Annotated in this window: 24 protein-coding genes; 2 read left to right on the top strand and 22 right to left on the bottom strand. The window is 52.2% G+C overall.

Annotation, left to right across the window (positions count from 1 at the left end; genetic code table 11):
* The first annotated feature begins 11 nt into the window (after positions 1 to 11).
* A complete protein-coding gene (locus EDB94_RS00940) occupies positions 12 to 476 on the top strand; it encodes a hypothetical protein (RefSeq protein WP_108019793.1) in 465 nt (154 codons plus the stop codon).
* Positions 477 to 846: 370 nt separating this feature from the next.
* Here EDB94_RS00940 and EDB94_RS00930 read toward each other — a convergent pair whose 3' ends face one another.
* The 21 genes from EDB94_RS00930 to EDB94_RS00830 all read right to left on the bottom strand — a co-directional run bounded on the left by EDB94_RS00930 (position 847) and on the right by EDB94_RS00830 (position 21833).
* Positions 847 to 1833, bottom strand: coding sequence for a S49 family peptidase (locus EDB94_RS00930; RefSeq protein ID WP_108019789.1), 987 nt, complete (start codon positions 1831 to 1833; stop codon positions 847 to 849).
* Entirely contained in the window at positions 1808 to 2314 is a 507-nt protein-coding gene (locus EDB94_RS00925) for a lytic transglycosylase domain-containing protein (protein WP_108019787.1), read from the bottom strand. The genes EDB94_RS00930 and EDB94_RS00925 overlap by 26 nt, the downstream gene beginning before the upstream one ends.
* Positions 2253 to 5546, bottom strand: a complete 3294-nt coding sequence (locus EDB94_RS00920) for a conjugal transfer protein TraG N-terminal domain-containing protein (protein WP_108019785.1) — start codon at positions 5544 to 5546, stop codon at positions 2253 to 2255. The genes EDB94_RS00925 and EDB94_RS00920 overlap by 62 nt, the downstream gene beginning before the upstream one ends.
* Complete coding sequence (locus EDB94_RS00915) at positions 5543 to 6925, bottom strand: conjugal transfer protein TraH (RefSeq protein ID WP_062786966.1); 1383 nt, start codon at positions 6923 to 6925, stop codon at positions 5543 to 5545. The genes EDB94_RS00920 and EDB94_RS00915 overlap by 4 nt, the downstream gene beginning before the upstream one ends.
* 15 nt (positions 6926 to 6940) lie before the next feature.
* Entirely contained in the window at positions 6941 to 7741 is an 801-nt protein-coding gene (locus EDB94_RS00910) for a conjugal transfer protein TraF (RefSeq protein ID WP_062786963.1), read from the bottom strand.
* Between the two features lie 9 nt (positions 7742 to 7750).
* The gene (locus EDB94_RS00905) at positions 7751 to 8218 is read right to left on the bottom strand and encodes a S26 family signal peptidase (RefSeq protein WP_062786960.1); all 468 of its coding nucleotides are present in this window, start codon (positions 8216 to 8218) and stop codon (positions 7751 to 7753) included.
* Entirely contained in the window at positions 8211 to 8972 is a 762-nt protein-coding gene (locus EDB94_RS00900) for a type-F conjugative transfer system pilin assembly protein TrbC (protein ID WP_062786958.1), read from the bottom strand. The genes EDB94_RS00905 and EDB94_RS00900 overlap by 8 nt, the downstream gene beginning before the upstream one ends.
* On the bottom strand, positions 8959 to 9939 hold the full coding sequence (locus tag EDB94_RS20755) for a TraU family protein (RefSeq protein WP_197476602.1): 981 nt from the start codon (positions 9937 to 9939) through the stop codon (positions 8959 to 8961). Before EDB94_RS20755 ends, EDB94_RS00900 begins: the two co-directional genes overlap by 14 nt.
* Before the next feature lie 66 nt (positions 9940 to 10005).
* Positions 10006 to 10587, bottom strand: a complete 582-nt coding sequence (locus tag EDB94_RS20750) for a hypothetical protein (protein ID WP_197476601.1) — start codon at positions 10585 to 10587, stop codon at positions 10006 to 10008.
* The gene (traN, locus tag EDB94_RS00890) at positions 10550 to 11794 is read right to left on the bottom strand and encodes a conjugal transfer protein TraN (RefSeq protein WP_181259085.1); all 1245 of its coding nucleotides are present in this window, start codon (positions 11792 to 11794) and stop codon (positions 10550 to 10552) included. The genes EDB94_RS20750 and traN overlap by 38 nt, the downstream gene beginning before the upstream one ends.
* Positions 11795 to 11997: 203 nt before the next feature.
* The gene (locus EDB94_RS00885; protein ID WP_062786952.1) at positions 11998 to 13872 is read right to left on the bottom strand and encodes a hypothetical protein; all 1875 of its coding nucleotides are present in this window, start codon (positions 13870 to 13872) and stop codon (positions 11998 to 12000) included.
* On the bottom strand, positions 13869 to 16367 hold the full coding sequence (locus tag EDB94_RS00880) for a TraC family protein (RefSeq protein ID WP_108019782.1): 2499 nt from the start codon (positions 16365 to 16367) through the stop codon (positions 13869 to 13871). The genes EDB94_RS00885 and EDB94_RS00880 overlap by 4 nt, the downstream gene beginning before the upstream one ends.
* Positions 16364 to 16939 (bottom strand): TraV family lipoprotein, encoded by a 576-nt coding sequence (locus EDB94_RS00875; protein ID WP_062786949.1) that lies wholly within the window; start codon positions 16937 to 16939, stop codon positions 16364 to 16366. The genes EDB94_RS00880 and EDB94_RS00875 overlap by 4 nt, the downstream gene beginning before the upstream one ends.
* Positions 16940 to 18082: a TraB/VirB10 family protein gene (locus EDB94_RS00870; RefSeq protein WP_108019780.1), complete on the bottom strand. Its 1143-nt coding sequence runs from the start codon at positions 18080 to 18082 to the stop codon at positions 16940 to 16942.
* The gene (locus EDB94_RS00865) at positions 18082 to 18825 is read right to left on the bottom strand and encodes a type-F conjugative transfer system secretin TraK (protein WP_108019778.1); all 744 of its coding nucleotides are present in this window, start codon (positions 18823 to 18825) and stop codon (positions 18082 to 18084) included. Before EDB94_RS00865 ends, EDB94_RS00870 begins: the two co-directional genes overlap by 1 nt.
* Complete coding sequence (locus tag EDB94_RS00860) at positions 18818 to 19399, bottom strand: TraE/TraK family type IV conjugative transfer system protein (RefSeq protein ID WP_108019776.1); 582 nt, start codon at positions 19397 to 19399, stop codon at positions 18818 to 18820. The genes EDB94_RS00865 and EDB94_RS00860 overlap by 8 nt, the downstream gene beginning before the upstream one ends.
* 4 nt (positions 19400 to 19403) lie before the next feature.
* A complete protein-coding gene (locus EDB94_RS00855) occupies positions 19404 to 19673 on the bottom strand; it encodes a hypothetical protein (RefSeq protein WP_062786938.1) in 270 nt (89 codons plus the stop codon).
* Positions 19674 to 19699: 26 nt separating this feature from the next.
* On the bottom strand, positions 19700 to 20071 hold the full coding sequence (locus EDB94_RS00850; protein WP_062786935.1) for a hypothetical protein: 372 nt from the start codon (positions 20069 to 20071) through the stop codon (positions 19700 to 19702).
* Positions 20068 to 20796, bottom strand: a complete 729-nt coding sequence (locus EDB94_RS00845) for a DsbC family protein (protein ID WP_108019775.1) — start codon at positions 20794 to 20796, stop codon at positions 20068 to 20070. The genes EDB94_RS00850 and EDB94_RS00845 overlap by 4 nt, the downstream gene beginning before the upstream one ends.
* A 296-nt stretch (positions 20797 to 21092) precedes the next feature.
* On the bottom strand, positions 21093 to 21416 hold the full coding sequence (locus EDB94_RS00835; RefSeq protein WP_108019773.1) for a hypothetical protein: 324 nt from the start codon (positions 21414 to 21416) through the stop codon (positions 21093 to 21095).
* 96 nt (positions 21417 to 21512) lie between these two features.
* Entirely contained in the window at positions 21513 to 21833 is a 321-nt protein-coding gene (locus EDB94_RS00830; RefSeq protein WP_108019771.1) for a hypothetical protein, read from the bottom strand.
* A gap of 244 nt (positions 21834 to 22077) precedes the next feature.
* On the opposite strand from EDB94_RS00830, the gene EDB94_RS00825 reads away from it, so the two are divergent.
* Positions 22078 to 22764 (top strand): SOS response-associated peptidase, encoded by a 687-nt coding sequence (locus EDB94_RS00825; RefSeq protein ID WP_108019770.1) that lies wholly within the window; start codon positions 22078 to 22080, stop codon positions 22762 to 22764.
* 487 nt (positions 22765 to 23251) lie between these two features.
* On the opposite strand, the gene EDB94_RS20560 is transcribed toward EDB94_RS00825, so the two are convergent.
* A complete protein-coding gene (locus tag EDB94_RS20560) occupies positions 23252 to 23518 on the bottom strand; it encodes a hypothetical protein (RefSeq protein WP_146162227.1) in 267 nt (88 codons plus the stop codon).
* Between the last annotated feature and the right edge of the window lie 35 nt (positions 23519 to 23553).

Below are 23553 nucleotides of genomic sequence, written 5' to 3'. Positions count from 1 at the left end.
AGGAGATTGTTATGTTCTATACGGTTGGAGTTATGAAGTGCGTCATTGCGCCACTTTTTGGCTCAATGGTTTTTGCAGCGTTGATGATCTCTCCGATGTTGAACGAGGCCACCGTTTGGGAGGCAACGGTGATATTTGGAGTTTTTGGTGTTATTGCAAGCGTGATATATGGATGGTTTTGCCATTTCACGGATGGTTGGATTCGGGCAGCTGGATTCGTCATCGTTATGGGCTTTATTTTTTTCATGGCGATGGTGTTTGGCGAGGGAATATTCGAATACCAGGTTAATGGGCAGAGCTACAGTGTGAATGTGTTTATGCTTCCTCCGGGAATAGCCGGAGCAGGTTTTATCGTTTGGGTTTGTTTGTACCCTAGGGAGGTGTTGAGCATCAGTGGTGGGGTCAAAGCTGCTGAGATTGCAGTTGTTTTGCGGGAGGCAGAGCAATATGAACAAGATAAAAAGGAGAAGAACTGAGGTGGCACAGGGATTCTTAAGAGTAATTAGCTGTCTGGCAATCGTGACGATTTTTTCGGTCGCATGGGCCGGGCAACCCACTAGAACAATCGATGGAACATATGACGTTCAGACACTCAAGGAAGTAACGAGTATTGCCAAGTTGAATCAAGTTTGCCTGGAGGATATAGCGCGAGGACGAGAGGGTGTAGTAACTCAGGTTGATAGGCAAACTTGTGGTTGTGTCGTTTATGAGTTGGGTGGGCTGCTCAGTTACCGAGAATACCAAGAAGTCGAAAACAATATTTTGTACGGCCGTGATTGGAAGGGTACAGAAGCTATGCGCAAAACTAGGCCTCAATTGGTTGAGGCCTGTGGCTGGACAAAGTGACTACAATCTTGGTCCTGGGTACTGACTTAGTCGGCTCCAAATTTCTGAAGTGATGGAGCTCGTTAAGGATTCTGCCACTCTGGGTAATTGGCCAAAAAGTCCAGGTTTTTGGCTGTAATCCAAAGCGTGTTGAGACCCAAACTCGACTTCTAGTATTTCGTGGTAGGTGGAAAGGCCATCTACGAGACCGAGAGTTACCGCTTCTTCCCCGGTCCAATAATCGCCGCTGAAGAGATCGTGATGTTTGGCCAGTTTTTCCGAGCGGCCATGCTTAACCACAGTAATAAACTGCTGGTGAATTTGATTAAGTACTGTTTGAACCTTCTTTAAATCGTCTGAGGTCGCGTCTGTAAAGGGGTCTAGTCGGCGTTTGTTGTCGCCGGCTACAATGGTACGTGCCGAAATGCCTGCTTTGTCTGCAAGCTCTTTGATGCCGAAAGATTGCTGAAAAACTCCAATAGAGCCCGTCAGGGTTGCCGGATTAACAAGGATTTTATCGGCGGCTACCGCGACCATATACGCCCCAGAAGTCAGCATATCGTCTCCTAAGACCACCAATTTCTTCCCGGTCTCCTTCTTCAACTGCGTTAAGTATTGGTGAAGCTTATGGGACTGGACTGGCGTCCCTCCTGGTGAATTAATAACTAACAAGACCCCCTTCGCCTTTTCGTCATGGAAAGCCTGATAAAGATGGTTTTCGAGTTGTTGCAGCGCAGTTGGCTTCCCCGCTTCAATAGGGCCATTTAACCGAACGAGGGAGACGTAGGATTCGCCTTTTGGAATCGTGATGCCACCAACAATACCTTGCGAGTAAAGGATGTTGAACACGAAAATGGTCACAATAACCAGGATTAAACCGATTGAGCGGAAATTCGCGCTGCGCCTCGTTTTTCGGGTTTCCACCATGATTGCGTCAGCGAATGCGGTTTGCTGCCTGGTGAATGCCTCGATAAGTGTTTGCTCAGTCGACTTCTTTGGGGATTCCATTTTCTTCCTCCGTGATTGATGCCAGGGCCCGGCGTACCTTTCCGATGTACCGGTTTCTTGCTTTCTCAGCGCTCGTTGATTCTCGGAAGCCCGCGTTATATGCACCGATTGCCAACCAGGGCTTGCCTTTGGCGGTTACCATGTTTTCGGCTAGGATCCATGCGCCCACATGAATATTGGCGCACGGATTATTTAGTAAAACGGTGTGTGAAATTTTGTAGGGCCTAAGCCGCTCTAAGTGTTGGGAGTTAATCTGCATTACCCCATAGTCAGTAGTTCCGTTACCGTTGGCCGTGTTGATCGCGTCGATTCGACCATTGCTCTCTACTCTGGCTATCGCTTTGAGCAGATTAACTGGCAGACTGTATCGTTCAGCGGCCAGCTCGAAACACTCATGAAGGTCCGCTTTAACCGATACGCTACCCAGGAGTGCGGCCAGCGTTACTGCGAGAACGGAAGGTCTGTGGTTTAGGTTCTTCATACTTTAGGTCCTTCCCGTCGTGGTCTGACTTAGTAAAATCATCTTCAGCACGAGCTTCATTATCATGAATCAACTGCTGATATTGCGTCTGGAAATAACTCGCAGCCTGAACCCATCGATCCTGGTCAGGAGTTAGTGAGGATGGATTCGTTGGGCGATCTGCACTTTCAGCCATTGCAAAGGCATCATTGAGGATCTGTTTAACAGCCTGGCGATTCATATCCATTCGCTCATTGCTTTGATAGCCACCGGATGTTGTGGCAGCAATACCTGCATTTATTCCTGGGATAGGTGACTGGAGCCCCGCCTTTCCTTCCCAACCTGCGGCATCTGCTCGGTCGAAGGTATTGCCACCGATGGCATTAATTGGCGCTGTCAGTTGTTGAATAAGGGCGACCCGATTACCTGCCTGTGAGCCCCCTTGTACAGATTGGAGTGCTTCGGCAAGTCGAATCTGATCGCCTGAATCATCACTAAGAGCCCACAGAGCTGCATTGGGGTACGCCTGTTTTCCTCCGGTCTCTACTCGAGTTGTGTCAGTTTCCGTGTAACTGTTATCGATGTTCGTACCGTTGTTGATGGCCGTAGAATTTCCGGAAAGAGTGGAGCTGTAAACGATATCGCCGTTGCCATTGAGTGCAAAAGTAACTCGACTGCTATCGGCTACGGAGTCGAGCTGTTTATCTGTGAACCAACCATGATCTTCATGCGCCCTGATCATTTCGTCTTTGGTCATGGAAAACGAGCCCGCCTCAGCAAGTCGATTTCGGAGCACAGCACCAGCCAGGTCCATTCCAGATGCATCGGCAAAAAGCTCGAACTTCGAAAGATCTGCGGCGGTCCCGCTTTGTGCCATTGTCGCAACGTTCTGAATGTAGTCCACGACACCGCCACCGCGCTGCGCGGAGGCACTTATGACCGCGTTGGCGTCGGCTCCGTTGCGAATAGCTTGGATGCTTTGAGCAATCGCCAGTTGTTCCGGCGGAATATTCTGGAGAGCCATTGCAGTACCGTGATCTGAAGCGGCAGATGCAGTTCCGCGAGCCTGAAACACATCTGCCGGAGTCAGGTTGTTTGCCTCCATGTAGCTCAACATGCCGGTTTGCTGTTGTTGAGTAGCTGTAGCCATGAACTCAGCCATTTGAACAACTTCATCAGCATGCCAGCCTGTTGCTTGAAGTTTGCCCATTAGGTCAGCATTGGAGGCATTGGCAAAGACTTTCCATGCGTCGCCTCGGTCCAAACCTGGATGAGCATCTTGAATCCTTTCAACCATCGAACCTACCGTGGCGTTGTCTGCAGTGCTTCGCATCAATTGCAACGCTGTATTCTGTGCGGCTAATGAATAAACACTGCCGTAACCACTTCCACTTGCAGCGTCGGCTTGGCCATCCGCTTGTCCAAAGCGATTTTGCGTCTCAATGTTCGAAACCCCGGCATCCAGATTCTTCATTTCTTCGGGGCCATTGGTAGTACCGCTAACTGTATTTCGTGCTTCCACTCCACCGAGTGTTTGCCCAGCACGTTGTGCCCCCTTGATTGCGCCCTGGCTGGCCGGGCCTCCTCCATATCCCATGCCAGAAAGGCCATCCATTTCCATGGTGGCCTGGCTCACATCAGTTGCGCGGTTGTACTCAGTAGTGTTGGAAACGTTGTCCCAACCACTTTCCGCAATCAGATTCGAGGTAGCACGGGCACTTGCGAGATCGTCCAAGGCCTTTGCGCTGGAGACTGGGGATTGATTTTGGTCAGCGGCTGACGAGCCTTGCTGATCCACCTGACCTGACCAGTTTCCTGCTAGGCTCGTAAGACCATAGGGCGACATTTTAAAAAGCATCGCGGCGATAAAGGCCGATATCCCGATTCCCATACCGCGGGCTTTGCCGAACAGAGAGAGCGCCTGGGTTGCTGATTCAGGTGCCAGAAACATTGCAGAGAGGCCCATCTGATGGCGTTGGATCTCCCGGATAGCGTCATATGCTTGGTCCATTGCAATCTGCGAGATGATCACATCAAGGACTCCCCAAATTGTGATCCAGCCGAGAAGCGCAATGATCAGCTTCAAGGCGGTCGGAAACATTGGGGTAACGATGAAGAGAACCAGGACGGGGATTAGGCCAAGAACGATAGCAGTTACGCTGGCTCGAATTTTTGGCATCCACTCGTTGGCCGCTACGGCAATACCCAACCCGTTAGTCATCATTGAGCGGTTGGTTAAAGCTCGAATTCCAGCGTCGGGGTTCTCATCGAGCATCACCTGTGACATTGCATTACTTATAACGACGTTTCTCAGGAGTTGGGCAGATGGGGCGCCCGGGGCCCCGAAAACGTTGGCGTTCATCGTTTGGATTTTCGTTTCACACGCTGTTTTCTGAGGCAGATTTGCTATGTCGAAGCCGCTTTTTACGCAGACAGTATCCAAGAATTCATCGTACGTGGCGGTTGCGTTGAGCTGCGGCGCTAAAAAATTGTCGTAGGCGTCATTGCAGCTCAGAACCGTGCCTCCCTTATTCGCACCGGAAGAGTAGTAGGTTGTAAACATGGATGCGGAGCGCATCTCGGCCAGAGTGGTGAGGAGGTCATCTGTGCCACTTTTTATGTCTTCCAGATCGACGTTGTAGGATGGCAATACCAGAGCGAGTTTGGAGCAATCCTTAAAATACTGACGGATTGATTTTTGGAGATAGTAGTTGCTGGAAAAGGTCCGGTCGGTGGTCGCGTTGAGGAGCAGTTCAAAACTCACGCCGCCGGCTTCATTTTCGTATGGATGTGCGGCTGAGGCATCGACGATGCGTTGGACCGCTCGCTCAGCTTTGTTCGTAACACCTGCAAGTAGAACAATCAGGTCCGGAACATCAGCGACGGCCTCATAGGCATTCCGCACAGGGTCGTAAACATGGATGGTGCCTTTTGGTGTGATCAGGGCTTTAAAGATGAGCACGCCAATGAGCGTGGTCATAAGCCAGGCCAGACTCAAGCCAGAGGCTGAGTTCTGGAAATTCATAATGCCCCTGGCGTAGGTGAACATGCCGCCGAAAAGCAGCCCGAAGACTACGGCAACGAAGAACAGGGTCGTGTATTCGTTGTTAGCGAAGACCAGGGATACCCGCTTGAAGGCGTTCACCGTCTCCGAGAAGCCGTCGTAGGTATAGAAATCCATATCCAAGGCGAATGCCTGAGCTGGCAGGGTCAAAAGCAAGAGGAATGCAACGACCCAATTCAAGCGCCTCATTGGGTCATATCCTCTGAGTTGCGTTTCAATACCTCTTTTTGTCTCTCTGACTGAGCCTTGGTGAATGCTATATGAGCCAGCTGCTCCTCGGTTTTCTTAAGGTAGCTGTCTCGCGCAGCCATTCGGAACTGATAGGCATCCCGCTTGATAGCATCCAGGTGCGCATAGGCTTCTGCATAAACGCTGCGGTCGCAGGTAGGTCCGGGAGCCATCGTATTGCTCATTACCGCAGAGGTTTCCCTGAGCATGTTGTCGGCCGTGTTATAAAGGTCGTCGATCATGTAGAAGGCGTAGGCGTACGCCACCACCTCTTCGGTAAGAGCAATCGCCATGTCCTTGTCACCAAGCGCGATTGAATCGACGAGGATAGGCAGCACAGGGACCGGTGAGGCCTCAAGGAATGCCTCTTCCGCCGGGGTGAGAGCGGATTTCGTTTCGAGTTTGTTGGCAATGCCAGTCATCTGAGCATTTACCAATCCAAGGAGGCCATTGGGCGTTGCCGAATCCTGGATGCAGTTGGTACCTGCGGCCACCTGAACTTTTTTCATGGCAGTGCCATGCACAAAGTCTTCAATGCTGGATTCATCGTTCTCCGGGCAGGAGCTCACCGGTTCTATGATGGGTGCTTTAACCCCAGGCCCTGCGTTGATGAAAACATCCCCCAAGAAGCCTCGCATGGTATCGACGTATTGAAACCCGAACTCGTCAGCGGCGTTCTGCAACAATGACCCGCTGGTAAAGATGTTTTTGAACTGTGTGGGGCAGTCCGCGACAAGCTGCTTAACATCTTCGGTGGGCTCATTGTTCGCGGCGCTCTGATTTTCCTTGGATTCCTGCCAGCTATCCGTTGACCCCGTTAGGGCAGCCACTTTGGAATCGAGGTAACCTAAATGGGGAGCCGCTGCTTGCCCAATTGCATTGCCAATCGGGGCGCCTAGCTTCTTCGCAAACTGACAGTCATTGATTTGTAGCCCATTCAACTCGTTAATGATCTGCTCGAAGGACTTCATTGTTTCAGACAGCTCTTTTGACATCACTTTCATGGCTGTGTCGAAGGCAATGGCCGGGGCGGCTGCAATCATGTTCTGCATTTTGTCCACCAGGTAGTCAGCATCGAGCATTGAGACACCACCCAGGAACAGATCTACGCCGCCGCAACCGGCCTCAATGCGCGGGGGTGCAATCGTTACAAGTGGATCCGTAGACACGTTCAAACGGGCTGAATAGGAACCGGCAGAGTAGAAGCCTCGCTGCTGGTTTTTGTAACTGGATGCGCCAGATGAAGTGCTCGATGCAAACCAGTCGTCCGTCCAATCTGCATGGGCGAAGGGAGTCGTAAGGTTCAAGCATATCGCGCTGAGGAAAAGGGCTCTTTTCATGGGATCCATCCTTGATTAAATGCGCGGATCGAAGAAGCCACCTTCACGGTGTCTTGGAGTAAGGAATTGCTCGGGCGAGATCTCGCCTCGTAAGTAGCGAATCGCCCGGTAGGTGTTCGTTTGTATTTTTGAGGCGCTCTCAACCCCTACTGAAATCGGCATCCAGCGTTCGCTATTACGCTCGATGAGGATGATCGCCGGCGTAACCTGAACATCGAATCGTGCCTGAGCATCGGGGTTTCGAGTGATATCTACTTCCGTAACTTCTAATCCTGTTTTGTCTGCAACCAATTTCAGGATGTTGCGCTGGGGCGAGCAATATGGACATTGTGGGGTGGAGAACATCGCCAGGGCATATTTGCCGCGATATTGACCTAGATAGTCACTCTGATCGGCAGCCCGCTGTTGAAGCTCAGCCTTTCGCCCAGGATTGTTTGTCGGGTATTGGGACGCCCCGTTCAGTTTCGGGTTTTGGAGCATTACCATCTGGCTAACGGCTGTGAAGCCAGCGGCCTTCCGCCTGACAACATCCTGAATCTGGTAATAAGCCAGGACGCTTTCAGGCGTCCGGAGCCAAACGGCCTCTTTCAGATAGGTTTCCAACATCGCCTTAAGATCGTCCGGGTGCATATCCAGCATTTCTTCGGCCGGCGGAGGGGGTGGCAAGGGTTGGCGCTCTTGTTTCTCAGACTCCTTAGAGGGTTTCACAGGCTCTTCATACCAGTGGTACCCAAAGGTCTGTTTGTCGGTGTTTTGAGCGGCAAAGGCGCAAGCGGTAGCGATACACAGGCAAAGCGACAGGATTAATTTGTTCATTTAGATCCCCTAGAAGATTGCTTCAAGCCGTTTGGCAGTGGCAATTTCCACAAACCCCCAGTAACGACTATCGAAGGAGTCGGGGTGGCTTCCAAAGGCAAATGCTTTGCCTTCAGGTATCGGACCGCTGAATGAAAAGAGGGGGAGGGGCTTGCCAGTCAGGGTTTTGGTTTTGGCGCGACCCAAGTAATGACCTCCGCACCAAAAATCGCGGCCTTCGACTTTCAGTGTTTCGCCGGGCCAGCACTTGAGCTGTTTGCTAATAAGGACTGGTTCGGGACCGGCTAACGGGTGTGATAATTCGAACGTTGCGTAGTCGCCCGGTCCCGGTACCTCATCCGTCATCCAGAACACTCGATGATCGAGGGACTGCGACGTCGTGATGTTGACGTGCTTGTACAAGTAGCTGACTCCCCAGGCCGCAGGGATCCCGACCACGAAGGTCAGGATTATGTTCTTGAGTTTGTCCTTAGTCATTGGGCATCTCCATTGCAGCGAGCAGTGCCTTTGCCGATGTGCCATCGCTCATATTGGTAAGAGAGTTAAGTAGACTTCTCAGGCTGGCATCCCCGTAAACCACGGGCCGTGGGGTGGTCATTTCGTTGGCGCCACTCTCGCAATAGCTCTGGAAATCAAATGAAGGCTCTACGACCAAAGCTGGCACCTGATGGATTCCATGCTTTTGAAACTGAATTGGGTCGACCACCACCTCTATGTCGCGGAGAGCGCATTTTGGTCCCTCACAGAGAGGGTTTTTCTTTAGCAACCCGGCAACGAACTTCATGGTTGCCTGAGTCGTTTCCATACCCCCAATCATTCCGCGCAGGACCATTACACCCTTTACCTTTTCAAGGTCCCGGGCGTAGTTCCTCAGGGTGATTTCGGGCATTGAGGAAGAAATGAAAAGTAACGGGCGGGCACGAGTGGAGGGTGTTTTACTCTGCTCCTCTTCGGGGATGCCGTGTTGATTTTTGATCGCAGCCAGAAACTGGTTTTTTTGCCGCTGCCAGGCCTCGCTATTTACTTGCTCCATCACGGCAGCGGCCCGCGCCTGAATGTCGGGTTTCACGGTAGCAGCAGTCTTAGCCCTATGCGCAGCTTCCATGATTTCAGAAGGGATCCTCACCTGGTCCTGGAGTGTCGGGATGTCCTCAGGAGATTCACCCATGGCCTTGCCCGAGAGCAGGGCCAGCAAAATCGTGGTTGAAGTGCAGAATTTAATAGGAGACACAGCAGTTCAACCTCCTGAAAACCATCCATGAAAAGTTATCGCCGCCAACGGGGGGATGTTTGTAATGGCTCCAAAGCAATCCAGTCTGCCCAATGGGGCGGCAACTGTTGTCGCGAACAGGCTTCATGAGTTGCAGCTTGTACTTGTCCTTGGACCAAATCGGAACTGGAGCGGTGTAACAGCCGTCAGAGGACGATTCTTTGAGCAAGCCGAGGCGGGCCATGAAGTAGATGCCCCGGGCGGCAATGCCTGCATTTGCGGTTACGTAGTCAGTGCCTGTAATTGATCCGGCAAGTGGGTAAGCATTCCCCCAAGATCCCATGCACCAAAAGAGGGAATTGACAGGACGTCCTGCCAAAGCGCCGGCAGAATCGGCTGCACAAGCAAGGTTCGCAACGGGATTGGCGAAAAGAAGAGCCTCGGGATTAATGACGAGGGCCAGGATTTCGTTGTTCCAGGTAGGCACTATCTCTGTCAGCATTGCTACGTCGAATTGGCGTTCAGCTATGCAAGGAATGTCGTAGAAGAATCCCAGAATGCTGAATGCTGGGAACATGTAATAGTGCATTTGCTGGAAGGTTTTTGCTTGCCCATCGTTTCGGAAGTGGGAGCCCCCAAGTTTTCCACCGGTATTCATGAGTTTCACACCAAGAGGCATGATGCAGTAAGGGTCTGACACTGTGTCGATTATCCGGGCGGGCTCCCACATTGAGATACCCAATCCATACCGATTTATCGCGCCGGTGTTACAGCTGCAAACAGTGTCGGGAGTGTCTGCACCAGGATCCGGCATGCCGCTGTCCCCCTTACCAATGGACAGGCCGCCGATTCGAATTGGGAAAATGCATTGCCAGGAAATGTCTGAAATGGGGTTGATGACCCCGCTATCGCATTTGGAGGCATGGGCGGTTGGGATCGTAAAGAGCCCAACCAAAGCGCAGATCTTCAGGAGTAGCAGTAGTTTCATTGGTGGCCAGACCCGAGTTATTCAGTAATCAAAGTCTAGCCTAGTTATATATGAAAGTATATAAAATTATAGCTTTCTCTGGTGCTCCTCAATGCGAAGCGTTGGGCCTTCTTGGGTCACGATAGCGGGTACTGATTGCAGGGCCATTCGATCGCGAACTTCTTCGGTAAGGATGAATACGGGACGTTCGAGCTCGACTGCTATTTCCCGGTAGTCGCCGCTGGTGATCATCACCATATCCGTTGTATTGAGGTGGTTTTTTGCCCAGGGCACGTCTTGTTCGGCAATAAATACCAATCGTTGTGGAAGCCGGACATGTTCTAAGGGGTTGAAGCGGTATCCTTTGGGGTAGATAACCGCACCAGTTTGATCCTTTACGTCAAATTCTGCCGTGTACCAGGGAATGTGGTAGCGACTGCGATTCTCTTTTGCGCCGGGCAGGGGTACCGGTTGGGCTGCTGTGTTGCGCTCGACCCCTTCAGACATCACTTTTTGCCAATCAATCTGGCTGACGCGAGACTGAATCTCCTGCAATGCATCGGGTTCCGCGATGTCGTATACCCGGCCTATCACATGGCTTTCGGCCGCCAATAATGGCATGGCGAGCAAACTACTGAGCGCTATTAAAAAAGTCCGTAATCCCATCATTCACCTTATCCGTCATTTGTGCTTGAGTGTCTGGCACCAGGTCGCCGTAGTACTCAGAAAAGTCTATCTTTGAAAAATCGATGGATTGGAACTCCTCCGGCGTCAAACCACGGCAATCGGGATTTTCGGGAGAACCGAAGCCGCCGATAGTATTGAGCTGAGATCGGCCCTGTTGATGGATGATGCGAGCCATTTTGCTATTGAAGCAGCAGTAGGATTTTGATTTCTGAACACAGCCAACAAACTCCCATTTCTCTCGGCAGTATTCGCCGATTTCGTAGCAAAACCCGGAGCCGTTGAGAACGCCTGTTTCGGTGCTGGTCTGATCACAGGACTGAGTGAAGTAATCAACAACAGCGCCTGCCATGGCCACAGGGTTCATAACCGCACCGTAGTCGCCCATGACGTCAGTCGCTTTGTTAGCGGCAAGGTTGCTGGCTACCAGTGTTGGTGCGCCGGCGGCAAGTGCGGCTTCATACTCGGATCTGCCCTGTGTCAGAGCGTCAAATAGCTGTGTGATCGTCTGGGTGGGGCTGCCTGAGTCCCCTGTATCGTCGGCAAGAACCTTTCCTGTATTTTTGCAGCAGTTTTGAAAGGCGGTCGACACTCCCGCCTTATCGCATCTCATAGAACGGCCACTGAATATGAGCATTTGACCAAGGCAGGTGCCGTCAGAGGCGCGAGCGCCATCATCCTGGAACATGTCGGTGTTGATGTCTTCCGTAACCGGTGGCTGCGAGTCAAGATCGACACAAGTGTTCGGGCTGCATTGCTGGGTACCGGTACTGTTTTCCATGCAGCTGTAACCGCCTCCTAACGGGCACCCATATTCGGTTGTCAGGGAACACGTTTCTTGTGTGGTAGCAAACTCGAAACTTCCAGAAACCTGATAGCCACCAACGACCGAGCCGGAGTTGTCTTCCAGCCTCACGATACCCTGTAAGTTGTTAGAGCAACTGGGCGCTTGGACCACAACGCGATTCACATTAGTTGACGGAGATTGCGTAAAAGAAGGGGCATCCCAGACCTGGGCCAAGGAGAATGCGACAGGATGCCCATTCGTGCAGATCGCGTCATAGTCCAGTGTTGGCACAGATCCAGTAACGCCGCTTTGAGCAGTACTGAAGGTGCCTGCGACCAGATCGAAGGAGACCTCCGTATTGCCCGGTCCCAGTCGGGAAAAATTCACGGAGAAGTTGAGGGGCATGGCGCTCCCGGGCTCACAGGCCATTACCTGGTTACTGGTGCAGCTAACCGCAGAAACGGGGCAAAGCTGGCCCCCGGTTGGAGACTCGAAGCAAGTTCCGGTTTCTCCCCATGCGGATATTTCTCCGTCGCCATTTATGTCCTGTCCACATGCCCAATTAGCCGCCCAAGAGGGCTGAACGGTGGCCAGGAACAGACCAAGAATTACAGCGGAGCCTTTGCGCCAGTTGTGCATATCGTGTCCCTCGATGCTTGGCGGATGGCTTGAACGGTGGCGGCAGCGTCACCGAATTCATTTAGGCAGTCGCAGGCTTCGACAATGGTTTCTCCCGCCTCTAAAGGACAAACATTGCTGCTGCATTCTCTATAGAAATAATCGTAGGTATCCGGGTCGGTGCGGTTTTCCAGTACCACGCCGGATTGAGTGGCGTCGGTTGCTCGCCGTGGCTTGCGTGTCTTACAGGCCTGGGTGCAGGCTGGTACTGCGACCTCGGACAGGGTGGTCAAGGATCCTGTTGGTGTGGTGATAGAGCCGTTCGATTGTTTTAGATAGTCTTCATAGCCGGTACCGGTGGTAGTGGTTTGCACATGGTCGGCGCGAGCCAGAGCGTCATCAAAGTTGTAGGTGGTGTTGGTCTCGCAAAGATAGGTGCGCTTCTTTTCCCACCAATCCCGGGTAACCGGAATGTTGCAGTAACTTCCGGTGATCGGCTGCACGGTTGGTAAGGGGGTGAGGCTAGTAGGTACGTAATTGGTCATAGTTGTTACGCCGTCTACATCCTCTTCCTTCAGGACACAGGACGTATCGTTTCGATAGGCGTTGCAGCCATCGTATATGGCATCACTTGAAAGGGTGCATTCGACTTTCTGGGTTTTGAAGCGGAAGCGGCCACCAAGCCAGTATTTGGCATTGCCGCCGCTTGTGGTGTCTTGGATCTGGACGCGGCCAACCAGATTGTTGGCACAACTTGGCTCCTGAAGTACGCGGAAATGCACTGTGGTGTCGTAATTCCCCCACATCCCGGTGGCTCCGGTCCATTGATGAAAGCTGGAGGCGGCGACAGACAGGCCATTGCCACAGATCTCACCGTGGTCAAGGGTAGGAACGATCGCCTGGACGTTACCACCATCTGTTGGACTCACTTTCCGCCAGGAGCCGTCTTTAAAGTCGAACTCGATGGTCAGGTAGACGCGTCCCTGAGCAGCTATGCGAACGTCCACAAACTGGTCTGTGACATTTTCGGCCACCGTAATCGTACGACGCATAACGCATTGCTTGATGTCTCCTGCATTGGCATTTGCGGCAGGAGAATTGGTTATCAGATCGTACGTGGGATCACTGCTGGTGGCGGCGAACGCATCGCTGGAAAGCTGACCTGGATTGCCTTTATAGGCTTTTAGGAGTGGAGAACCTGTTGCACAGTCGCCCGCCTTTTGAGCGTAGAATTTGATCATCGGGCCACTCACGCCAACTTCAGAAATCGTTAAATATTCAGACTGCGCGGTAAGCGAGCCCGTGGCCCCACCACCCAGATCAGAAAGAATTTTTTCCAGATTTCCCATGACCAAGCCCGACCCACAGGAATTGTTAATGCAATAGCAGCCGCCCAGGGATTCGAGGTCGGTTGGTGCCAGGCTGAGCTCTCCGGCGGCGCTCGGGGTCCATGCCAATGCAGAGCAGTTGTTCCACGTGCCCGCGTCACAGGAAATTGCACCGTTCGCACAGACACCGGAGATCGGCAAAGAGGGGGCGTAAATATGATCAACGACGCCATCCAGGTTGGTATCCTGGGATGCTTGCAGGGTAGTGATATCGCCCGAGGCTGAGGGTGCAATAAACATCTCCAGGAATTGCTGGCTGGAGTTGCAGCCCAGTTTTGCTGAGAACTGAGTGCCATCAAAGGTTTTCATGGCGTCGTCGGACATAAGTGGTGCTGTTAGGTTTTCCTTGATCGCATCGGCCGAGCCATAATTGGCCATCGCACCCTGGACAGTAGACTCCGCAGTTGCAACCGAGGCGGGGTCCGCCTGAAGGGTGCAGGGGAGCAGTGCAACAAGGATCGTGATGAAATACCTCAAATCGGCACCCCTGATAGCTTGGATATGGCCTCAACAGGCGGTATGCCCTGTTTGATCAGGGCATTGAAAGCAGCTACATCCTCGTGGCTGGAGGTGGCCACCCAATGGTTCCATGGATCAACTGCAAGGCGCCCCACGCCTTTCCCCAGAGGCGTTTCGAAAAAGATCTCGGAGTATTTGGGCTTATTGGCGCGGATAGAGGTCAGCAGGTCGACGGCAAGGCCCTGGTAGTCCAGAACACCTTGATCCACTGCTTTTTTGTAGTCCTCACATTCGAGGAAAAACTTGAACGCTGCGTTGTTCTTGATGACGGTACCGACCGGGCCGAACTTCAGAAGATCGAGGGGGGATTGGGTGACAATTCCAAACGAGCCGCCGTATTTTCGGGCCCGCCGGTACCCCTCTTCAATCAGGGCTCCCAGGCGATTCCCTGTGCCGGAGGTGTCCGAGAAATACTGCCACGCTTCTTCGAATAGAATGAACCTTTCCTGGGAGCGGTCTGACAAGTAAAGGTCCTGTGTCACGGAGTTCATCACCTGCATGATGACAACGTTGAACAGCTCCTTCTGAGAGTTGAGTTTTTCCAGCTCCAGCACGACAAAATCATCATTCGCAATGTTGAAGGTGCTTTTGCCATTGAAGTATTGCCCGAAGTTACCTTTGGAAGTGAAGTCATAAAGGTTGAACGCGAGCTCGTGTGCCTTGTCGATCGCCCCGGAAAACTCCGGTTTATCGACGGCATCTTCCGGATAGCGGCGCAGGTACCGTTGAACTGTATCAATGCCGTTTTCAACATCGCCAGTCTCAGCTGCCCATCTCACGGCTTCTTTGATCAGGGTCCATTCTGTCTCGTGTAGCGGCTGACGGGAGGCAGAGTAGGCCATTTCCGCGATAATGTTGGCCGTGGCCACCAGGTCAGAAGCCAAATCATCCGCGTCCTTGGATTGGGAAGTAAAAGGGTTGATTACCACCCTTTCTTTTCCAAAATCCATGAATCGGCCTCCCACCGTGCGCGCGAGTTTTTCGAACGAATAGCCAATATCAACCACTCGAACCAGGGAGCCGGCTGAGTAGTAGTTAGAGCAGATGTTGTTGAGGCTGTATGACTTCCCAGCGCCAGAACCCGCCGCAATCAGAAAGTTATGATTGTGGGCCCGTTTGTCATACACATCGATTCCAACCGCCTGCCCTTTTCTTCCTACAAAGGCCAAAACAGGCCGCGAAGCCCCCTGAAAGTCACCTTGAACGGGAAGGAACCGAGCTACCGTCGATTGGGGGGCATAGAAATGGCGGTCGAGGAGTTGGATGTTCTTATCAATATCGTAAAGTCCGAATGGCAATGACGCGATCAACATCGGCTTTTCGAGCGTGGACTCCTCTTGCATCTGAAATTCTTTCGATTCCCATATCCGCCGGGCCCGCGACACGTTATCGATGGTGTCCTCCTCCGTGTCACCAAACACAACCAGGCTCGGGATAATGGTCATGAAGCGCTCTTGTTCGAGTTGATCCAACGCCCAAGAGAACTCTTCGGTGCGGCGCTGAATTGCTTTGGCAAAGGATCCGGTGGCCTTCTGAGCCATGGTTGCGGAGGCCTTTTGGTGAATGCTCGTTTTGATGTCCTCGTAGACGATATTGAGTGACAAAAGAAAGGGGGAGGTTATTTGGTCATTGTCTTCAGAAGGCCCCATTACCCCACCAATGAGCGTGTTTGAGGTGAATGCATCGATGGTTTTAGCATTAACCTTGGGGGTCAGGACTCGACCGTAACGACGACCCAATTCAAAAGGTCCGTTATGGCCATGGAATTCGATTTTCGTTTCAGCATTGATGATCTGTTTGCGAAGCGGGATCAAGCTGTCACAGCGCCCATTTGGTGGCGCATACGGGTCGTTGAAGAACTGGCGAGCCCAAGCAACAAGGTCGCCCTGGCCCCATCGGCGAGGGGCCAAATGTGCCCCCTGCAATGTCTCTTCGGCAATCGAAATTACGTCATCGGGCAAAGGTTCTTTTGTTTTTATGCAGAGAAAACCCCGGAAGTTCCTGACCGGGATGCCGTGGAAGGCCTTTACTCCCTTGGTACCTTCTTTCAGAAATTTTGCGTACTCCTGAACACTTTTCTGGCTCAGCGGATCCTTACGTGTTTTCGTGTTTTTGTAGTCTTCGAGGAAGCCATCAATATTATGGTCCGGGTACAGGATGAATTGCATGATGGTCCGTTTCGGCCAAGCAATCGATAGAAACGTCTCAAGTTGCTTAAGGTCGCGACCTCCCAGGAAGGTCAGAGGGGTTATCTCCCAAATGTAACCGTGCCTGTTATCCAGCGTCTGGAAAGCCTGACGATCCTGGTCAAAAGATACCCACGGGAGATAATCGGACATTTTCACCCGCACCAGCTCAGACTCCAGGTCTTTGTGGGTGACGCCTCCACCGTCACCGAGGATGATCCGGCGCATTTTGGCGAGAGGTCCCACCGGCTTCTCAAGAGCTGTCATTCCTTGTTCTCCCGGACGCTGTCAATTAGGGACTCCGTTAGCTCAGGTTTCCGGTAGAGGTATTGCCCCATCACGAAACGCGGCTCATCAACAATTGAGTAAATGAAGCGCGGCATGTAGAGCCGATCCTTCTTCAGCTCACTGGAATAGGGCAGGATCATGGTGCGTACAGCCCTTGGAGGTTTAATCATGGGCGTCCGAGGCTGGGCCACCAATGAGCCTAGCTGGTCATAAACCGCATCACGGTAACCGCTGTATGCAGATGGTTCGGGGGCAATGACTTGGACGGCAGTTTCTGGGGTCTTGGTTGTTTGGCGGGCGCCAATCGGCTGCTCTTTCACTCGAGAGGATCCACTAACGGCCCGCTCATCCCGGGCCTGACGATTGCGTTCCGAGGCCTTTTGCATGTGGGGGTACTGTTCAACACCCGTTACGGCCTCTTCGTAGGCGCTTTCGACGTTGATGCACTTGCCGTAGTTGTCTTCAAGCTGGCACGAAAACTCGTTCTCATAAGGCACCAAGGAGCAACCGGAGACCATTAGTGTAACGATGCAGAGGTTCAGTTTTTTCATTTAGTTCTCCCTAATTTCCAGTGATACGCCCTTCTGAATGACCACCGTGAGCTTTTTGGCGGCACCAACTTCAATGACGGGAGTGGTTTGTTTCGCGAGGTCCAGAAACAGCTTTTGGACCGCTTGGGCCCCAGACTTCAGGCCTTGTCCGCCTGCCGACTGCAACATGCTGTCAGTATCGATTACCTGAGTTGTTCCGAGCGGGGATGTTGAGGTGGTAGAGGCTGCGGCCGATATGCCGTTACCGGCGCCCTCAAAAAGGCCAGCAACAATGGTACGTGCGACGTGGGCACCCATCTTCGTGACAACTATCCCTGTCAGCCCGCGTTTTCCGTCTGCATCGGCGACAAAGCCCTGAACTGGCTGGTCGATAACGGCATCGCCATTGAGCGACATGCAAGACAGGCTTACGAGTTGAAGGTTGACCCGTTCTTGCGCCAGGTTGCCAGTAGCGTTGGCGACCACGAAGCAGCCTTTAAGGTTGGCTTTCACAGAGTTGGGGAGAACGGCCGGAGCCTGGACCCGAAGGATAACCGGCTCCGGATTTGCATCACCTAGTTCCGAGGTAAGGGCATTCAATCCCGTCAGAAGAATTGCAGGCATGAACGACGGGGGCATGTAGATCGAAGGCTTTTTTTTTGCCGTGGTTTCTGGCGGCAGCTCAGCACCTGGAGCCCTTGAAATACCGCCCATCACTTTGGCTTGAACTGGAACAGTATCAAGCGCTGCCATTTCTTCGAACTGCGGGGTATATCCCGAGGGTGGTGGTGGGTAGCTTATTTCCGCGTCATCTACTTCAGCCAACGGGTTCACTGGCTCCGGCTCTGATTCCGCCGGAACTGATTTCTGACCTTTCTCCAGGGCAGCGAGAACGGAGTCGTATTGTCTCTGCCTTCGCTCCATTTCAGCCAAAGTCTCGCCAACCTGTTTCAAGTCTCGATCAACTTTTGCCCTGATATCATCCTCAAGAAGATCAGAGCCCAGGGAAAGATCGGTAGTGTCGACTTCCTTCACCGGTTCTTTTTCATCTTGGCCAGAGGCGTAGTAGACAACGAGAAGCAGGGAGAGAAATCCTGCGATTAAGCCGTACTTACGATACTTGAGTTTGTTGTCAGCAGTCAGGCTACTCCACCAGTTCCCCATTAGAATCCCTCCTTACTGATCACAAAGAGACGACCAATTTGTCCGGGCTCCAGGCGCAGGGGATCCATGGTCACGGCGAAGATCGAGTCATCGATCTGTGTTGCCAGAAAATCAGTTTCCTCGAAAGTTGTGCCAGACTGGGTTTTCACCAAGAATTCCTTGAGTGTAAGGCCCATACCTTCCACCCGAATCGAACGGCGCAGCGAAAGCTTTGTGCCAGGTTTCGAGGGTGTTTTGTCGGCGTGCCAACGGTCTTGCGGTTCGTCTGTTACCGTAAAAGACTCGGGTATGTCATCACGGAGAGCTGCCAGCGTCAGGAAAATCGCACGCTCTTCGTCGGGCAACGGTGAAAGGAGCTTTTGATTCTCTTCGATCCGGACCTTCGCGCCAGTTGATAGGCGGATAGTCTGTCCGCTGATGTCTTTCGGGGTGACCATCAGCGTGTAAATGTCACCGGCGCAAACAATATAGAATTCGCTCCGGGCGGTGACGTAATCCATGCTTTGCCCGTTATCGTTGATCAGGAACTTCACGAAACTGTTGTTTCCAGAGTTTTCAACGACAATGCCCTTCTCCTGGGAGAAAAAAGCGTCATTGATCGCCCCATCAACGCAGGTCACACGGTTGATGTCACGGTTGGACATTTCAATCGGTGTCACCACATCTGGCCGAACCGTTTGCGTGTGCGCTAAGGTTGGCATGATGGCGGTCGCCATGGCCAAGCCAATAAATAGGTTACGCATCGTCGGAAACCTCCTTGATTCCTTGCAGCCAGAACCGCCCTTGCGTTATGGCGTATGTGATTTCGTATGTGACATTCTCAGTCCTGGTAACTGAGTCCCCGACGATCCTTCGTTTCGTCGTAGCTATCCGCAGGGTGTTTTCTCCGATCTTTTTTATGTCCCGGTTTCCTTTCCAATTCACGACATAAGACACCGTGGGGTATTTCTCGATACCGGTGGCCAGTTTGGTAAACAGATCCCGGTACTCTGAATACTTGTCGGGGTGGACAAGCACTAATAATTCGTTGAGTTGACGCCGCGCGCTTGCAGCGGAAAGGTTGCCGGCCATGTGCACGATGTAACGGGCCATTGAGCGCAAATAATCATCAGAGGCTGTGGAGCCGGAAATCACGAAATCCCCCTGACCACCAATCGGCACGATATGGGTTTGCTGTTTTTCAAGTGCCCCATGGATGGAGAAGGCCTGGAAGGCAGAGAAAAGCACCATGCAAATGAAACCGAGCTTGAGCAACCGGTTTTCCGCGAACACGTTGCTGCTGTCCTGGACAAAGAGATTGGAAAAGAGGCTTTTCATACAGTCACTCGTTGAATTTGGTTGCTGTTGGGAGGGGGTAGCCCTTCAGCTCAAAAAATCCGTTGGCATAGGCGAGGTGACCGAACCAACCACGGGCTTGCCTGCGTTTCATTGGAATAAGGAGGGCCGGACCGAGGAACAGGGTTATGTAGGCGACACCTCCGAAGATTGTTGCACCTAGATAAAAAATCACGATGATCGCCATCTCATGCGCGTCAAACCACAAAACCTGAAGCGGCTGATGAAGGTAGATCGGTAATCTTGACTGGTCCACGACGGCCCTCCTTTACCTATCGTTTCTTAGAGCACCATGCCCAGAGAGGTGGTGATGCTGTCCGCCTTGATCATGGCGGTACCACCGAGCACACCACCGGCAGCCAGCATCCAGTTCTTGGTGATCTGGACGGCTGACAGAACGATTGCTGCCAGGCCGCCCACAAAGCCGACCGGCCCTTTCAGCATGTCGTTTACCGCTACGTCGTAAAGATCGTAGGCGAATGTGCCGGCCGCGGGTGCTGTGATCGCGCTTGCAGACATTGACCCCAATACAAGCAGCGGAACAGCAGCTACAGGAGCCGCTTCACGGAACGACCCGAAACGCGCTTTGGCAATTGCGGACAGGCGCTGAAGTTCTGAGTGAGCGACTTCTGAGGCACTTTTCATTTGGTTCATTTCAAACTCTCCTTAGATTTACTAGCGAGGAAGTTAGCCACTACCTCTTTCCTGAAGCCCGTTACCGGGCTGCCATCAAGCACCAATGTTGGTGTGCCATTCACACGCCATTGGGTTGATACCGTGTCGTGTACTTCCAGTCTCTCCACAGCTTCCGGACACCGCTCGGTTGCGCTGGCTCGCTTGAGGTACACATCGTCAAATGCCTTGGCCGGATCGGCAGAGCACAGAATGTGCTGTGCTTTGGCCGGGGCAGTGTTGGGGTGAATCCGCGTCATGAAGAAGATGACCCTCTTCACAGGCACCTCCGAGTTGCGGATAAATTCGTCATAGCGCAGGCAGTAAGGGCAATCGGGATCTGTGAATTCAATGATTGGAATGCCATCTTCTGGCCCGAGGATTAACGCTTGATCATAGGGGAGATCGTCAATCCGAAGCTGATTTGCGCGGGCCACCGCTTCCGCTGTCAGTGATCGACCATCACGCGAGTAGATTTCCCCGAAGATCAGGACATCATCCTCAGGCGCAAAATAGATAACCTGTGCTCCGTCCAGGGTTACTTCGTAAAGTCCTTCAATGGGCGCTTTGCGGAAATCTTGAATCTTGGAGTTAGTAAAGCTCTGTTGAAGCGATTTCAGCGCTTCCTCAGAAGTCATGGCGGAAGTGACGAATGGCATCAAGCAGAGAGCAACAAATGCAGAGATGCGAGAAATGTTCTGGCGCATTAGCGGTCCTTTTTCTTAGCGGTGGTTTGTAGTTCACGGAGCAATCGGGGATCGATGTGGATGCCCTTGGCGATTTGCTCGACTTTCGGTTGTGGGAGGCGGTGATGATCAACGATGTGGAATCCGCCACGGTCGAAGACGATCGTGGACAGAGGGCTGGCCTTAGCTTGACCTGCGACGAGAGCTAGAATTGTGGCTGCTATATGAATATATGTACGCATATAAAATTAGCCTGCACCAGAGCCTTTGGACGTTCTGGAGAGTATAGGCTAAAAATTATATGAATGTATACATTTTTATATGTTTGTTTCGGTGTGTGCAGCAAGGTAGCGGACGAGGCTCGTGTAGATCACTCGATTTTCAGGGATGTTGTCTGACGAGGCTCGGGATTTGACCTGAGCAATGGTGCGGGTGGGGAGCCAGATAGACGTATACTGACCGGTGCGAGGTGAACAAAGGTAGTCCCAATCGGCCGAGGAAGAACCTTCAGTGAGGAACCAATCGATAGCATCGCGATAGAGTTGCTTCAGGAAGATGCCCTGTTGGGCAGCGAACTCTTTTAAAGCGGTTCGGGTTTCGTGGCTGAGCTTTAGTTGCTTTAGGTGTTCGGTCGCGTCCACTTGGTGCTTCCTGTAAGTTTGCTGGCTCGCCGTCCCTGGTCCGCGACAACCAATGTAGAAAGCAGTATACAATTTTATATGTTTTTGTCTATTTTTTTAGGCCGGACCTTCGCTCTTGCAGTAGTGCACAATCGCGGTATATACGACGCGATTCATGGGAACCTGGTCGCGCTCTGCCAGAGCTTTCGCCTTTTGGTGGACATCATCGGCAAGCCAGAGAGACTTGGCCTTGCCGTTCTTTGGGGATGCCAGGTATTGAAGGTCGGTGAATTTTCGAGCGTTGAGCAGGGCGGTTACTGCTTCGTCGTAGATGTCGTTCATGAAAGTGTTCTTCTGCACCGCCATCATTTTGATGGTTTTATGGAGGTCGTCGGACATCTTGACTTGCTGGAGCGTCCGTTCGGCTTTTACTGTCACGGGCATACCCTGTTGGATCGGTGAGTGTCTGCGGGTGGGCCTGAGCGAACCCGCGAGATCTAATTTTGTATGTTGCTATATTATCTTATGTTAGCTCACTCTTCCGCCGAAAGTTTCTTTATGTAATTTCCGGCCAAAAGGCTATTGTCGATCCGTTGTGTCGGCCACCAGCCAATATCACTTTTTAATCGGACCACTTCTGGATTACTGTTTCAAATACAGCCACGAGTTCTAAGTTTCAGTTATGTGCGGACGATTCGTCATTCATACTCCTCTGAGCGTCATCGCCAGAGACTATTTTGGGGTACAGGTTTCGGTGGGAGACACGCTCGCCAACTACAATGTGACCCCCGGGCAGCAGATTGCAGCCATTCGTATGGGCAGTGGTGGCGATGATGGTGAAGGGTTGATTTTTGACCGGTCATATTGGGGGTTCAGGCCGAAGGGCGCTGGAGAGGATGCGCCTTTAAGTATTAACGCTCGTGCTGAAACCGTGGCCAGTTCGCGTTACTTTTCCCATTCCTTTCTTAACCGCCGATGTTTGATCCCGGCCAATGGCTGGTATGAATGGCAAAAAACTGCCTCTGGGAAACAGCCTTTTTACGTCACGCCCAGAGAGGACGTGTCGGACCCTCTACTTTTCTTTGCAGGCATCTGGACGCCTACAGGGCAGGGGGTAAGCACCTGTTGCGCAATTATTACAGAACCGGCCGCCAGGGAATTCGATGAGGTCCACCACCGGCAGCCGGTGATACTGGATGCCCAGACCATCCAAAGCTGGATCAGTCCTGAGATTCAGGACCGCAACAGCATAAAGGCCCTTGTACGGAGACGGCCTATTGACCAGCTGATTTGGTTCCCGGTATCGACCGATGTCAATAAACCCACGAACAACAATGAAAGCCTTATCATCCCGGCTGATCGTTTCTGAGGGTATAAGTAATGTCAGGGTATTATGTTTTTGCCACTACTGAGGATAGGGTCAGGTGGTACAAGTACGATAGCAGCAAGATTGAACCTGGTGCATTTGAGGTTGTGGATGTATTGGATTTGTCTGTTATTCCAACCTGTGTAGATAAACCTCACGCGAAGCAAGTGGCAAAGAAGCTGGGACTAAAAAGCTGGCGATACGTCAAGATTGGTTAAAAATGGCGCTGCGCCCAAAATCGGTGTCAGATCATAAAAAGGTTGGTAACAAAACGCCGCTATAGCTCGCATTCTTCCGCACTGAAAAATCCGGAATAAAGAATAGAGTTGGTAACTTTCAGGCGGGAAATCTCGTTCACGAAACGAACTAAGATACGGCGGTCGTCGGTTAAGCTACTGATAAACCTTGTGACTTAATGATTTCAGGTTTATGGCGAAGCCGGAAGTTACCAACTTTATTAATTTGTTGCCGACTTTATTATCACGCCACATCATAACGCTATCCCCCTGGCGCAGTGCTTGGAGCAGCCCACGGGCCGCGTAGAGTCCACCGGCACCACTCGCCCCAGACCAATGGCCGACATAGCGCCCAGCACCCGGCTGGTAACAGGGTGACGTTGTGCGTGGTTCACGTTTACGGCAAACACTAGGGGGCGTGGGGAAGCCAGGGCAATCAACACGCCGTCCAGCATGGACAAGGTAAGCGTCCGGTGATCCCATCTTGAGCCTGGCGCTGCCGTCGTCAGGATAGTGTCCACTTATTTTCTAGTGGACACTTAACATGAACGAATTA

Source organism: Marinobacter sp. 3-2 (assembly GCF_003751355.1).
GTDB lineage: Bacteria > Pseudomonadota > Gammaproteobacteria > Pseudomonadales > Oleiphilaceae > Marinobacter > Marinobacter adhaerens.
The sequence above is the reverse complement of the archived record's forward strand: the minus strand, read 5'-3'. Positions and strand labels throughout refer to the sequence as shown.

What these genes read in the sequence shown, in the direction of transcription:
- EDB94_RS00875 (WP_062786949.1), bottom strand. Translation starts at nt 16,939, where the DNA reads ATGAAAAAACTGAACCTCTGCATCGTTACACTAATGGTCTCCGGTTGC.
- EDB94_RS00920 (WP_108019785.1), bottom strand. Translation starts at nt 5,546, where the DNA reads ATGAGGCGCTTGAATTGGGTCGTTGCATTCCTCTTGCTTTTGACCCTG.
- traN (WP_181259085.1), bottom strand. Translation starts at nt 11,794, where the DNA reads ATGCCCCTCAACTTCTCCGTGAATTTTTCCCGACTGGGACCGGGCAAT.
- EDB94_RS00860 (WP_108019776.1), bottom strand. Translation starts at nt 19,399, where the DNA reads ATGAAAAGCCTCTTTTCCAATCTCTTTGTCCAGGACAGCAGCAACGTG.
- EDB94_RS00915 (WP_062786966.1), bottom strand. Translation starts at nt 6,925, where the DNA reads ATGAAAAGAGCCCTTTTCCTCAGCGCGATATGCTTGAACCTTACGACT.
- EDB94_RS20755 (WP_197476602.1), bottom strand. Translation starts at nt 9,939, where the DNA reads ATGAAACTACTGCTACTCCTGAAGATCTGCGCTTTGGTTGGGCTCTTT.
- EDB94_RS00870 (WP_108019780.1), bottom strand. Translation starts at nt 18,082, where the DNA reads ATGGGGAACTGGTGGAGTAGCCTGACTGCTGACAACAAACTCAAGTAT.
- EDB94_RS00850 (WP_062786935.1), bottom strand. Translation starts at nt 20,071, where the DNA reads ATGAACCAAATGAAAAGTGCCTCAGAAGTCGCTCACTCAGAACTTCAG.
- EDB94_RS00845 (WP_108019775.1), bottom strand. Translation starts at nt 20,796, where the DNA reads ATGCGCCAGAACATTTCTCGCATCTCTGCATTTGTTGCTCTCTGCTTG.
- EDB94_RS00940 (WP_108019793.1), top strand. Translation starts at nt 12, where the DNA reads ATGTTCTATACGGTTGGAGTTATGAAGTGCGTCATTGCGCCACTTTTT.
- EDB94_RS00825 (WP_108019770.1), top strand. Translation starts at nt 22,078, where the DNA reads ATGTGCGGACGATTCGTCATTCATACTCCTCTGAGCGTCATCGCCAGA.
- EDB94_RS00865 (WP_108019778.1), bottom strand. Translation starts at nt 18,825, where the DNA reads ATGCGTAACCTATTTATTGGCTTGGCCATGGCGACCGCCATCATGCCA.
- EDB94_RS00930 (WP_108019789.1), bottom strand. Translation starts at nt 1,833, where the DNA reads ATGGAATCCCCAAAGAAGTCGACTGAGCAAACACTTATCGAGGCATTC.
- EDB94_RS00880 (WP_108019782.1), bottom strand. Translation starts at nt 16,367, where the DNA reads ATGACAGCTCTTGAGAAGCCGGTGGGACCTCTCGCCAAAATGCGCCGG.
- EDB94_RS00925 (WP_108019787.1), bottom strand. Translation starts at nt 2,314, where the DNA reads ATGAAGAACCTAAACCACAGACCTTCCGTTCTCGCAGTAACGCTGGCC.
- EDB94_RS00905 (WP_062786960.1), bottom strand. Translation starts at nt 8,218, where the DNA reads ATGACTAAGGACAAACTCAAGAACATAATCCTGACCTTCGTGGTCGGG.
- EDB94_RS20750 (WP_197476601.1), bottom strand. Translation starts at nt 10,587, where the DNA reads ATGATGGGATTACGGACTTTTTTAATAGCGCTCAGTAGTTTGCTCGCC.
- EDB94_RS00910 (WP_062786963.1), bottom strand. Translation starts at nt 7,741, where the DNA reads ATGAACAAATTAATCCTGTCGCTTTGCCTGTGTATCGCTACCGCTTGC.